A 14,096-nucleotide genomic window follows, 5' to 3' on the forward strand; every position below is an offset into this window, starting at 1 on the left:
AATATGTTTTGGGGGCTTTTATTTTCCTTGAAAAATTGAATAATTTTGTATGTTGTCGTTTCAAAGAATGTATTTCAGAGTGATTGTTATATTGTTTATAATGCGCTGATTAATAAAGATATTTTTTAATCGAGGATGCTAAAAATATTTTCATTTTCAATACTCTTGAATCCATAAAAAGCTTGTCCTTTGTATGGGTAGATTGGCAGGAGAATAACAATCGTTTTAAGAAAGGCTGCAATGTGATTTTATAAATTGTGTTAAGAGGAGAGGGGGCATCATTAGAAATTGGCAAAGAAAATGATACATCGCAAGGGGAATGAGGGCTGTATCCGATGATACTTTATATTATATGTGCTGCTGTTGTGAAATAGGAATGGGCGAAATGAGAGATATCTGAAAATACTGGTGAATAAGAAACATAATACTGATTTTTCAGGAAATGTATTTTTTTAAGAATGTGCATCAATAATAAGATGAAGTCATGTGTAATCTTTATTTTTTAAAGATATGGCTCTGATGGCATTTTGAATGTTGTAAAGTCGAATAAGAAGATGGTAAAAAATAGGAATTGATTTTGATTATTATACATTCCCATTCTAAATTAGGCTATCTTGTCTATAAAGATTGCCTAAAAGCAGACATATATGATCCCTTTGTTTCCAATTTGGATATATGTTTTGTCTGCTTACAGAGGGCTTATTCTTTCAAGAGAATATTGATTGCAAAGATATTGACGGGATCTGCTCTGAGGATTGATGTGGCATCCGTTAAAGGAAGCGTGTTAGTATATGTAAACTAACTAAAGTTGTCTTTTATAATAACTTTAGAGATGATTTTTCTTTCGTTTTTCAGTTTTATTTTGATAAATTTTTTATAAAAACGATGGATTTAGCGTGTATTTTTAAATTCCATATTTACATAAAATACAAAAAATATTAATTGTCTACGCATTTTAAACCAAAACGTATTAAATTTTTCTCTTAAGTCGGGGGCAGAATTATGGTGGAATTATGGTCAAGGTATTTAAAAATCGTCTCTCCTTGTTTACTTTTACAACCGCACTTCTTTCTTTGACACATACTGTTGATGGGCATGCAATCTATTTGGAGAATGTCGTTTGTTCTGAAAATGTTATACCTTTTCGGTGCGGTGATGGTAAGAGGCATGGCATTCAAAATAAAACTTATCAGAAAACTGATGAGAATCAAGTTAAAGAGGTGGCTATAGAAGTATTTGGAAGTGGGACCTCGGTGGATGGCGAAAACATATCTATTACTGATATTTCAGATAACAGTAGTGATTTGACAAAAAACTTTTGGAAGTACGGTATAAAGGCAGATAATTATGGAAATGTTGAGATAGGAGGTGGGCAAATCTATTTATCACGTGGTATTGGTGTTCATACAGGAGAATGGGGAAAAGTTGCCTTATGGGGCGTTTCTATTATCGATAATGGTATTCAGGCAATAGATTTAAACAATCATAGACAAAACTCAGCTTTTCAGATGACCAAGAATGGTGGTTACATTTATTATGGTGCAGGTCAAGTTAAGGTTGTTAATGCTCATGGTCTATCATTGCTGGGAAATGCGGGTTTGGTTGATATTGTGCATTCTACTGTTTCCATCAATAGTGATATATCTTATGGTATCCGCTTTGTGGAAAGCGAAGAGGCAAAAAACCAGCAAACAGTAGGCTCTTCTTTGAAAACAGTGTCCTATATTTTTAGTGGGGAGAAAGACTTATTTGGAAGTTTACCAAAGACGAATTTACCCATGCGAGGGGAAGTCGAATTGAGAAAGACTTCTTTTGAAGTTCCATATAGTATGGCTATCTATAGTACTAAATCCGGTGGTCTTATTAGACTTTTAGAAAAATCTACAATTTCTGGAGATTTATTGTTGAAGGCTGTAGAGGGCTCTTTAGTAAAGGTTTCAGTTGATGATTCTGTGCTTATTGGGGGAGTGCATGTTGATGCAAGCTCTTCTGCTGAATTTCGGTTAACAAATGGTTCGAAATGGACTTTATTGCTGCCCAAATCAGGAAATAAAGAATTACGCAGCTTTGGTTCTGTAGGTGCTTCATTGGTTTCGTTGATGCATCTTATGGATAGTTCTATTGTTTTTGAAAAAAACACAGACAATACAATGAGTGATTATCAAACACTTCGTATTGGAAGGGGAGAAGGTGTTGTTTATAAAGCGCAAGGTGATGCACATATTTATTTTAATACATATTTAAATAAGGGTGGAGTGATTGGAAATCAGAAAACTGATAGGTTGTTAATTTATGGTGATGTTGAAGGAAAAACGATAGTCCATGTGCAAAGCGTCTCTGGAAGTCCAGGGGGAAAAACGGGGAGGGGAGGAAATAATCAGGGTATTTCTATCATTCAGGTTTCTGGAAAAGCAGGAGAAGATTCTTTTCAGTTAGAAGGTGATTATATTGCATTGGAAGGATTGCCTTATCAATATAGGCTCTATGCTTATGGTCCAGGGTCTCATTTAGGAAACGCGAATTCTGCTCAAAGGCTTGTTGAGGGTAAGGGAGATTTTTGGGATTTTCGCTTAGAAAGTCGAGATGTTCAATCACTGGCTGATTATAAGTATACTTCTATGGTTTCTGGACGTACGTCTCCTAAAAATGCCTCTTCTGAGAATAATCTTTCTAAGATTGAAATTGTTCCTCTATCTGGACGCGGTGTAAGGGCTGTTGTTCCGCAAGTTCCAACTTATCTCATCTTGCCGAATAGTTTGTTCTATACTGGTTTGATGGATATCAGCAATCAAAATAAGCAGTTGGAGATACAACGTGCTCATCCTCGTGGCGTAGAGGTTCATGAAAATCCCGCTTCATTTTTGCGTGGTTATGGGGGGAGCTCCCGTTATATTTCAGATTTATCTGCGTTTGAATATGGTTATGGAGGCGATCTGGGATACTATGCACTAGAGACCGGTGTTTTGCTAAAAAGCATTGAAAATGTTGACAGTTCCCTATCCTTTGGGGTTATGGGGTCTTATGGAAAGCTTTCTCTGCAGCCTTTAGATGTTAAGCAAAGTCAAAAAAGTACATTTGATAAATGGACGGCGACAGTTTATGGTAGCATGCAGCATGATGCAGGATTTTATGTCGATGGTCTTTTGTCCTATGGTTTGTTTAAGGGGGATGTTCTTACTCTGGCACGGGGGAAGACAGCTACATTAAAGGGCACCCCTTTAAGTGTTTCCTTGATGAGTGGTCAGAAAATTGCCACAGGATATGAAGGCGTTGTTTTTGATCCACAGGCTCAGATTGTTTATCAACATCTTCAGTTTAGTGAAGTCCATGATATTGATAATTTTAATATTGAAATGGGTAAACTTGATCAATGGCTGGTCCGTCTTGGTGGTCGTTTGACGAAAACGCTTACTGCCTCTGAAAAGGACCGTGATGTTTCTTTCTATGGTAAAATTCATTTTTCTCATGATTTTGGCAAAGAAAGGTCTGTGCACTTTAAAGACTCTTTCCAGCTAGGGGCTTTTGGTTCTTCTCTAGAGGCTGGATTGGGGCTTAATGCCCGCTTATCTGAAAAATTCTCGCTTCATGGGGATTTGGTTTATCAGCATAAGTTGAGTAAAGGTGGTTTTTCTGGAATCAGCTTTTCTGGTGGATTGCGCTATCGTTTTTAGGATGACTGCCTTTTGGATTAATTTTTTAAAAAGCCACAGGCATTGCTTGTGGCTTTTTTTATGATTGTTTTTATTGACAATTTTGAAAATAAGCTTTTAAAAAACGTTTTTTTGCATCAGCATGTTTGTTTCTTTTTTTTAACAAGATCAAGGCTTTCTAGTTTCTAGCTTTTGCTTTTTATGCTGTTTTTTCTCTTATAATCAAGATACTGATTTATAATAATAATTCATCGTTTTTTTATATTGAATGAGAAATATGAATATCGCGGGATTCTTTCATTTCAAATCTTGTTCTATGTTGAATCAATAAAAACCATTCGTATATACGTTACAAGGGGGAGAGCCGTGAAAATAAAAACTGGATACGAGGAAGCCTCTTCTGATCCGCCTCAAACACTAAGTTTTTTTATCATATTTTAGGGCTGGCAAAGTGAGTAATGGTGTCGGTTTTCTTATTCCTGTATGTAAAGATGGGAGGGCTTAGTGAATTTATCTTTATACTATTCACAGGCGCACTCGTGAAATGGGATTGGATGCGTTGAGAGGTATGTGTCTTAAAAATAAGCATGTATATTGGTCATATACCGATATTCTATTTAGGGCGTTTTATTTTACGTGATAGTTGTGACTCTCTTAAAGAGCGCGATAAACATAAAGTGTGAGATGATATGTCATCTCCTTTTGTATAAGCTTATAAATTCTCTGGAGATTACAACTTTGGGGTATGGGAGATTTATTATCTCTATTTTGCACGTTTTTATAAAACACAATCTTAAGTTGCTATATTTTTAGCCTTTATCTTTACACGAGAGTTGTAGTGGATATATAAAAATACAAAATGTATTTTAAATTATTACACGCAATTAACGTTATTCAACAGAACACGTATTTTCTTGTTTTTAGAGAAGGGGAAGAAAGTTTGTAGAAAATTATGCTTAAAAATCATCTCTCTTTATGTCGTTTTACAACGGTTGTTTTTTTCTTTGTACATCATGCTGATGGTGGTGAAGTTTCTTCTCAGAAGAAGGAATATTCCTGTAGCGAAAGTGCTTCATTTTATCACTGTAATGATGGTCAAACGCATGAAATTTCTCGGAAAACTTATAAACTCACGGGTGAGAGTTTAGATGCAGCCTTAGAGGCATCAGGGGAAGATACAGTCATTGAGGGAAGCGCTATCATCATTAACGGTGTTTTGAGTGTAAATAGCCATTCAGGAAAAAACGCTTGGACGACGGGTGTAAAAGCTTCAAAGGGGGGAGGTGTTGCTCTGTTTGACTCCATGTTAAACAACGTGTCGATAGGGGCCGATATTAATGAGGGTGGCGCTTTTGAAATGCAGGATGGGGTGATTAAAGCAACCAGAATGGGGGTCAGTGTTTCGAGTGAGAAGTCCTTTGTTTCTTTGACCAAGACAGAGATTATAACAGCGGCTGATGCGATAGGTCTTTTGAGTCATAGTGGAGCTAAAACCTATATGAAAGGCGGAAAAATTGACTTTACTGAGGGTATTGCTGTCCAAACAGGAGGAGATGGAGAAATTCATTTAGAAGGTGTTTCTATTATTGGGAAGGGGAAAAAGGAAACAAAGACAGATAATTATCGTGAAGCTTCAGCTTTTAGTATGCTTCAGGGGAAAGGCATGATTAATTTTCAGAAGGGAAACGTTAATGTTAACCAGGCTCATGGCATTGTATTGCAGGGAAATAATCATAATACTGCCCATGTTAAACATTCCAATGTTTTTGTAAGAGGAAATGGATTTCATGGTATGCACTTTTTTTGGGAAGCTGTTTTTAATGATAAAAAAACAATTATACCTGGAAAAGGAGCTGTCCATTTAACTAAGACAACCTTTGTGGCTCCAGAAAGTACGGCTATTTATAGTCGCCAATTTGAAAGCGCTGTTAAACTCTTGCAAGATTCAAAAGTTTCTGGCGATTCACTCCTGAAAGCTGTTGAACATTCCAATGTTACGATTGAGGCCGATGCTTCTACCTTACAAGGAAGTGCCTATGTGGATGAAAGTTCGACAGCCAAGATAGTGTTAAAAAATGGTTCAAGGTGGATTTTATCGCAACCCAAATATGATAAACTGCAAAGTTCTGATGTTTCTAATTCTAAGTTAGGGGATTATTCCTTCGTTTCATCACTTAGTCTTACGGATAGTTCTCTTATTTTTGAAGAACTCAAATCTGAAACAACCAATGGTTATCAGACACTGCTCATTGGAAAGGGATCAGGAACTGTCTATAAAACGCAAGGCGATGCGAAGCTTTATCTCAATACATATTTAGATAAAGGGGGGAACTTGGAGTACAAAAAACGGACCGGCTTTTAATCAATGGTGATCTTGAGGGAAAAACAACAATCGATATCTATAAGGTTCCTGGAAGTCCAGGAGCACTGACGGGAGAGGGGGGTAATAATCAAGGGATTTCCATTGTTCAGGTTTATGGACAAGCTGCTGAAGATTCTTTTCAGTTAAAGGGGGGGTATGTCACACTTGATGCCTCCCCCTATCAATATCGTCTTAAGAGCTATGGTCCAGGCTCTACTTTAGGGGAAGCCGATTCCAATCAAAGAGTGCTTAAAAATACTGGAAAATTTTGGGATTTTCGCCTTGAAAGTCAAGTTGTTGATTCTCCCTCTCTTGATCCGGCTAAAATTATTCCTGTTATTGACGTTGTTCCTCCTCCTTCTGATGACGTTCCTTTTTTTCCTGAAACTCATCCTCATATTACTGGAGATAAGGGGGAGCTTATGGATTCTAACTCTAGAAAAAAAACTCATCAGGAGATACGCTCTTCTTTTCCTGTCGATTCATCTGTTTCTCCTCTTCTGCCTTCATCTAATGATTTTGATAATAATTCTGATGTTTTTATGCAGGATGTTCCAAATTCTTCCCTTGTTTCTCTGCCACCCTCTCTTGAACCTATTAGACCCTCTATTCACAAATCTCATCTTGTTGTGCCGACAGCTGGCTCTTCTATTCCCCCTTCTGTTTCTCACATCCCTTCTGTTGTTGCTCCCTCGGCGTCCGGTCCATCTGTCCCACCGTCTACTCTTTCCAATTCTTCTGTTGTGCCGCTTACATCTGGTTCACCTGTTTTTGAGCTTTTTTCTGCTCCACAGTTTTTTACCTATATTCTTGTTCCAAATACCTTATTTCATGTTGGATTGATGGATATCAGTAATCAAAACAAGCAGATGCAAACACTGCGGACTTTTTCTCATCGGTTGTGGAGAATTAATGAAAATCCCGCTTTATTTTTGCGCGGTTACGGTGGACATCACCATTATACTTCAAATTTGCCTTCACTTGAATATGAATCTAGAGGTGAACTTGATTATAATGCACTAGAGGCAGGTATTTTACTCAAGAAAATCGAAAATACATACAGTACAACATCCTTTGGGATTATGGGAAATTATGGCAAACTTTCTTTGCAACCTCGAGAGGTGAAACAACGTCAAGAAAGTATATTTGATAAATGGTCCATTACAGCATATGGCAGCATGCAGCATGATACGGGTTTTTATCTGGATGGTCTCTTCTCTTACGGTCTATTTAATGGCAATGTTCTCACACGAGAGCGAGGTAAAACGGCTGCATTAAGAGGTAAACCTTTAAGTTTTTCCTTAACGGCTGGTAACATATTTATGGTAGGCTGTCCGTGTTTTATTTTTGAACCACAGGTCCAATTTGTTTATCAAAATCTCCAGTTTCATGAGACTCGTGATATTGATAATTTTAATATTAATATGCGAAGGCTAGATTATTGGGGACTACGTATTGGTGGACATTTAATTAAAACACTGACGTTGACGAAAGAAGCACAGGCTCTTTCATTCTATGGTAAGCTTTATTTTATTCGTCGTTTTAACGATAAACAATTTGTGTATTTTAACGATGCTTTTGAGCTTGGTTCTTTTGGCTCTTCTTTAGAAGCGGGAATTGGAATTTATTCGCAGTTATCTGAAAAAATCATTTTTCATAGTGATCTCATTTATCAGCACAAATTTACGAAGGCCGGCTTTTCTGGAACGCATTTTTCTGGTGGATTAAGCTATCATTTTTAGCTGTATTTTTCTTAATATATTCTTTGTGAAAACCGTATGCACAAAACGTGACATTATTGTGTTATTTCTCTGACTTTTATCTTTACATATAATACAAAACGAATTATGTGAACGGCACATAATAGGAACAATCCATAGATAAACCAGATATGTCTTTTGGGTTTTCGATGAAGATTAAATAAAGAAAGTTATAGAATAAATTATGATTAAAGTATTAAAACGCCATGTATCTTTATGTGCCCTTACGACGTCTGTTTTGTTTTTTGTGCATAATATAGATGTAAATGCACAGGAAAAACCTTTGTGTAATTCTCTTTTTAAATCCTATCCATGTGATGCTGCTGAGACTGTTAAAAGGGGTGATCAATTATATGTACCGGGATTGGATAAAAATTCTATAAATTCTATATCGCAATATCAGAATGTAAATATTAAGTTAGAGAAAGGTACAGAAAAGAACAGTACTCCAAAACTTAGTGGAACTTTGGAATTTAATAAATCTGAAAAGATTACTTCAGGAGTTCTTGTATCAAAAGATGACAATACTTCTTTTAAGAAATTGTCTGTTACAGGGAATGGCGAAAAGACAAGTAGTAAAAATAAGTTATCTCAATCTGTGTTTGGTGTGAAGCAGGGTGGTTTTCTTTTCGTTGATGAGGGTAACGTTCATGTTACAGATGTTCATGGCATAGCGATTGAAAGTGCAAATCCTGTTTTTAAAGAAAAATTTGAGTTGCGGGATAATCTTATGTCTTTTGTTTCTTTTGAAAACTCAAAGATCGTTCTTAAAGGACATGGAGTGCATGGTCTGCATTTTAGAGGAAGTTCTTCGCAATATGAATATCAAGAAGGTGAGCAGCTTGCGAGCTTAGGGGAGGTTCGGTTTAAAAATACAGAACTTCATATTCCCAATGGTACTGCGATTTATAGTGATGATGCGAGAAGATATCCTTATATTACAGCATCAGAAGGCTCAAAGATCTTTGCAGGTCAGTTATTAGAGGTCAAAAAGAATTCATTTGTTGCGCTTGATGCTTATGCGTCTTTTCTTAGAGGGGGAGCACATGTTGAGAAAGGTTCTTATGGTAGTATTGAGTTGTTCAATCAATCACAATGGACAGTGACACCATGGACAGTGACACTAGGGAAAAATGATAAGAGGCATGATTCATCCGTTTCCTTTGTAAGGGTTATTGATAGTTCAATTTTCTTTAGTAAACCAAGAGGTGTTCATTATCAGACCCTTAACATTGGCAGCTTGAGTGATGATAATGGCTTAGATTATGCTTACGTTGCAGGAGGGGATGCTCGTCTGCATGTCAATGCACATCTTGTTGCAAACGGTGAAAACAAAAATGTAAAAGCTGATCGAGTTATTATTTATGGTGATGTTTATGGAAAAACTAAGGTGTATATTGTAAATCCTTCAGTGATTACAGGGAAAGGCAGGACACTAATAGCTAAGAAAGGGGATCGCCATGGTGCTTCAATTATTCAGGTTTATGGAAAGGCGGCGGAAGATTCCTTTAAACTGGCAACGGATTATGTCGCTTTAAGAGGGGCACCTTATCGATACAGTCTCCGTGCTTATGGACCAAAAAGTAAGAATGGATCCGTTAAGAGGAATGATATTGAGTATAACGGCGATTTTTGGGATTACCGACTTGAAGCTGAATATGTTCATGACCTTTTTCAAAAACGTTATTCTAAAGTGAAGAAAGTTGTTGCTCGTTCCCGTGTCTCTCGTTCTGTTGGATCTCAGGTTCATCATGATAATATTTTAGTTGATTATGATGCTTCTGCTCATTCTCTTGAAGAGGGCGTTCGAGCTGTTGTTCCACAAGTTCCAACTTATCTGTTGATGCCGAATGCTTTGTTTCAGGTTGGTTTGATGGATATGAATAATTCCAACAAACAGCTGGAAACATTGCGTAGTACTGCTAGAATTTTGGGAGAAAATGGTGAAAATCCTGCCCTTTTTGCGCAAGGTTACGGTGCAAATTATCGCTATGTTTCTGATCTATCTGCGTTTGAATATGGTTATGGTGGCAATTTGAATTATAGCGCACTAAAGGCTGGTATGTTGCTCAATACGATTGAGGATACAGATCATACTTTGAGTTTTGGAATAATGGGAAATTATGGAAAATTTTCTCTACAACCTCAAGATGTTGAAGAAAGCAAAAAAAGTGCCTTTGATAAATGGTCTCTTACAGCGTATGGCAGTATGCAGCATGATACAGGATTTTATATCGATGGCCTTTTTTCCTTTGAGTTGTTTAAAGGGGATGTTCTCACACGTGAGCGGGGTAAAACAGCAACATTGAAAGGAACTCCTTTGGGTACTTCATTGATTGCAGGGAAATCATTTAAGACAGGACATGATGGGCTTATTTTTGATCCGCAGGTCCAGGTCATTTATCAAAATGTGCGGTTTGATAAGACGTTAGATATTGATGACTTTGATATTGAAATGGGGAGCCTTGGTCAGTGGCTTATGCGTGTTGGAGGATCTCTAAGCAAAACGTTTGCTGCCTCTGAAGAAGGTTCTGTTATTTCTTTCAATGGAAAACTTCATCTTGCCAATAGCTTTGGGAGAAAACAACGTGTGCAGTTTGGAGATGAATTCCAATTAGGAGCTTTTGGTTCTTCTTTAGAAGCTGGATTAGGGATGAATGCCCAGTTGTCTTCAAATTTTGCATTGCGTGGAGATGTAACTTATCAGCAGCGTCTTAGCAAAGCAGGTTTTTCAGGGATGACTTTTTCAGGCGGGTTACGCTATCGTTTTTAGATACTGATGAAATATAAGAAAAGTTTTTCGTAAGTAGAGAGTGGAGTTTGAAGTATAAAACGATCATTTCAGTTTTATACTTCTTACTTTTTGTGGGCTTAACTGAGCGTTATTTCAGCTCTTGTTTATTCTTAAATAAAAAGGGGGGAAGAAGGGAAAATTGGGGATAAATTATGGTTAATATCTTAAGAAGGTATAGATTTTTATTTATTACAACAGCGGTTGTTTCTTTTTTACCAATCGTGAGTGTTAATGCAAATTGTGATCCAAACGCTCAGTTTTACAAATGTAGTGATGGTAAAAAACATACGCTTAAAAATAAAACTTATCATTTGAAAAATTCTGGGGTAATTTCTTCTCATTCCGATTCTATTGCAGCTTTATATATAGAAAAAGCAGGTACAGTTGTTGATGCCTCTCAGATAACTGTTACGGGTGATAACTCAGATGAACTATACGGTTATGGTGCATTAGCAAAAGAGGGAGCTCATCTTAATTTAAAAGATTCAAGTTTTAATAATATACCTGCTCTTCATGCTGAAAGTGCAGTTATTCGCATGACAGATGGCACTATTATGGGGATTTCTCATGCTATTTCTGCATTGGGTAAAGGAACGGATATTGCTTTAGTGAGTGTTAAGATTGAAACGACACCAAAAGAAACGACACCAAAAGAATTGAATGGTGTAGAAGAGATGGCGCTGATTAGCAGTTTGGGTGCAAAGATTAGGCTGTCAGGGAGTACCATTACTTTTAATGAGAAAGGTGCGTTTTCATCATTGTATGGGGGAGAGTATAGTTTTGATAGTTCTGTCATTAAGGGCAAAGGAAAACAGGAAACTGTTATCGTTGGTGAGAGAAGTATCAATAAATTACCAGAAGCTTTTGATATCTCTCAAGGTGGTTTTGTTCAATTAAATAATAGTTCTATTGAACTGAGTGATATGCATGTCTTTCTGATTAAAAATGCTTCAGGAAATGTGCGTAATAAAGGTAGGTTGTTGAGGCAAGGATTTAATTTAGCTGATGCGTTGAAGAAGACGAATATTAAGATTGAAAAGTCCAATATTTCGGTTCAGGGTAAGGGAACCTATGGTCTGTATTTTTATGGATTAGATTCCAATGATATATGGGGAAATCTGAGAAATCTGGGAGCGCAAGGCTTTGCTCTGGAAAAGGCTTCTGTTCAGTTATCAAAGACAAATTTTTTAGTTCCAGAGGGGATTGCTATTTATAGTACGGGGGATTCTGGTTATGGGGCTAAAGCTACCCTTGAATTATCGGAAAATACAAAAATCTCTGGTGATTTGTTATTAAAAGCTGAAAATAATTCTTCTCTTCGTGTTCAAGCCTCTTCTTCCACTCTTACAGGGGGAGCACGCATTGAGGATAGCTCTCGTATTGATTTACATTTAAGAAGTAGTTCAACATGGTATCTTACTAAGCGTAAATATCAAGGCTCACAAGAAGCAGACTTTACGGTTTCATCGCTTTCTACTTTAAGTCTTGTTGATAGTACCGTTGTTTTTGAGAAATATGGCTCTCAAGATTACCAAACATTGTATATTGGAAACAAAATATCTAATGGAGATAATATTCATGCATTAGATAATACCGATAAAGCAGCGGGTATGGATAAGTTTCCTAATAAAGTATACAGTGCAGAAGGTAATGCTCAGATTAAGATGAGCGCATTTATGGATAAAGATGGTTTATTTTATCCTCAACAAACAGATCGCATTTTGATCTATGGTGATGTTTCTGGAACCACCCTTATTGGTATGGAGAAATTTTCCAAAACTTTAGATAATGAAGCAGGCAGTAAAGAAGGTAGTCAAAGTATTTCACTTATTCAAGTTGCAGGAACGGCAGAGGAGAGTTCTTTTAAGTTAGTCAATAGTTATACGACGGTGAATGGTTTCCCTTACCAATATAAACTTCATGGTTATGGTCCAGGTTCTTCCTCTGGAAAAGCAGATCCAAAGAATAGATTGATTGCAGGGGAAGAAGATTTTTGGGATTTTCGTCTCGAAAGTGTTTACATTGATTCTAAGTTAGATTCTTCTAAGCCGACATCCACAGTGATTCCTCCTAAACCTGAAGGGGAAAAGATTCCTTCTGAACGACCAACAGAGACTCTTTCCCCAGAACAACCTCCTACTGTTGAACCCCCACTTATCCCATCTACGCCTTCTTTGCCTGAAGGATCTAAGCCGTCTGAAACATTGCTCCCTACAGATTCTACGCTTACTCCTTCTCAGCCGACGTCTCCTTCTGTCCCAACTGTTCCAGTTGAGACTTCTACTGATGTGGTTATGCCTGCTAAGCCATCTGTTCCTGTCACTCCTTCATCTACGGATTCTGTTATTCCTCCTTCTGTAACTGTTGAACAAAAACCTTCTAACCCTTCAGCTCCTGTTGATCCTTCGTCTACGGATTCTATCCCGTTTGATGTTCAGCCGGAATTAGAAATTAGAGCTGTTGTTCCTCAATTGCCAACATATCTGCTTTTGCCAAATGCTTTCTTCCATGTGGGGTTGATGGAGATAACCATGCAAAATAAGACGTTAGAGACTATGCGGAATGCTGTTTATTCTTTGGGGAGAGATGATGAAAAGACAGCCTTTTTTCTGCATGCTTATGGGGGGAGCCATTATTATGCTTCTAATTTATCGGCTTTTGAATATGGTTATGGCGCTGAGCTCGATTATAATGCATTTCAAGCAGGGGTTTTGTTAAACGAGATTGAGAGTTTATATAGTCGGACATTTCTTGGGGCTTTAGGGAACTATGGAAATCTTTCTCTTGCTCCTCAGAATGTTGAACAAAGCAAAAAAAGCACGTTTGATAAATGGTCTGTTGGGGCCTATGGAGGTCTGCAGCATGAGACGGGTTTTTATATCGATGGGGTGTTATCCTATGGTCTTTTCAAGGGTGATGTTTTGACGCTTGCACGAGGCAAGGTTGTAGAATTAAAGGGAAAACAGTTTAGTGGTTCTTTAACGAGTGGCAAAACATTTTCAATAGGCTATAAAGGAATTGTTTTTGATCCACAGCTTCAGGTTGTTTATCAGCATCTTCAGTTTAATCCGGCATATGATATTGATCATATTGATGTTGATTTGGGAAAATTTCATCACTGGGTGGGGCGTGTTGGTGGGCGTTTAAGTAAGACACTTAATGTTTCTGAAGAGGGACGTTTTGTTTCCTTTTATAGCAAGCTTTCTTATTCGCACAGTTTTGAAGATAGGAAATTTGTCTCTTTTAAAGATGATTTCCAGTTAGGTTCTTTTGGTTCTTCTGTGGAAGCAGGGCTTGGATTTAAGGCGCAACTTTCTTCCAAGCTTTCTCTTCATGGGGATGTCGCTTATCAGCATAGATTGAAGAAAGTAGGTTTTGCGGGAGCAAGTTTCTCTGCTGGATTACATTATCATTTTTAGCTATACATAAACTATATAGTAACTTATATATAAGTATATATAGTATTATATTGTTATATTAAGTATTAAAAGTAGCTCTTTAGTTTTATATTTATTGTATTTTAAGAAATT

The 14,096-nt window shown here is 37.1% G+C and carries 5 protein-coding genes and 1 pseudogene; all 6 read left to right on the top strand.

Features of this window, described 5'->3' with window-relative positions; all coding sequences use genetic code 11:
* Positions 1 to 1,013 precede the first annotated feature (1,013 nt).
* The 6 genes and pseudogenes from AC6ER8_RS02530 (at position 1,014) to AC6ER8_RS02555 (ending at position 13,985) form a co-directional block, all read left to right on the top strand.
* Positions 1,014 to 3,671: an autotransporter family protein gene (locus AC6ER8_RS02530; RefSeq protein WP_497079065.1), complete on the top strand. Its 2,658-nt coding sequence runs from the start codon at positions 1,014 to 1,016 to the stop codon at positions 3,669 to 3,671.
* 931 nt (positions 3,672 to 4,602) lie between these two features.
* Positions 4,603 to 6,012, top strand: a complete 1,410-nt coding sequence (locus AC6ER8_RS02535) for a hypothetical protein (protein ID WP_497079066.1) — start codon at positions 4,603 to 4,605, stop codon at positions 6,010 to 6,012.
* Between the two features lie 29 nt (positions 6,013 to 6,041).
* Positions 6,042 to 6,209: pseudogene (locus AC6ER8_RS02540) on the top strand (hypothetical protein); the annotation flags it as partial.
* 48 nt (positions 6,210 to 6,257) lie between these two features.
* The gene (locus AC6ER8_RS02545) at positions 6,258 to 7,754 is read left to right on the top strand and encodes an autotransporter outer membrane beta-barrel domain-containing protein (protein WP_497079068.1); all 1,497 of its coding nucleotides are present in this window, start codon (positions 6,258 to 6,260) and stop codon (positions 7,752 to 7,754) included.
* 202 nt (positions 7,755 to 7,956) lie between these two features.
* Complete coding sequence (locus AC6ER8_RS02550) at positions 7,957 to 10,545, top strand: autotransporter outer membrane beta-barrel domain-containing protein (RefSeq protein ID WP_497079070.1); 2,589 nt, start codon at positions 7,957 to 7,959, stop codon at positions 10,543 to 10,545.
* Between the two features lie 173 nt (positions 10,546 to 10,718).
* Complete coding sequence (locus tag AC6ER8_RS02555) at positions 10,719 to 13,985, top strand: autotransporter outer membrane beta-barrel domain-containing protein (RefSeq protein WP_497079072.1); 3,267 nt, start codon at positions 10,719 to 10,721, stop codon at positions 13,983 to 13,985.
* The last annotated feature ends 111 nt before the right edge of the window (positions 13,986 to 14,096 follow it).

The organism is Bartonella sp. SL320 (genome assembly GCF_059687635.1).

Bases quoted from the DNA above. Each gene is read 5' to 3' on its own strand.
- AC6ER8_RS02530 (WP_497079065.1), top strand. From the start codon at position 1,014: ATGGTCAAGGTATTTAAAAATCGTCTCTCCTTGTTTACTTTTACAACC.
- AC6ER8_RS02535 (WP_497079066.1), top strand. From the start codon at position 4,603: ATGCTTAAAAATCATCTCTCTTTATGTCGTTTTACAACGGTTGTTTTT.
- AC6ER8_RS02550 (WP_497079070.1), top strand. From the start codon at position 7,957: ATGATTAAAGTATTAAAACGCCATGTATCTTTATGTGCCCTTACGACG.
- AC6ER8_RS02555 (WP_497079072.1), top strand. From the start codon at position 10,719: ATGGTTAATATCTTAAGAAGGTATAGATTTTTATTTATTACAACAGCG.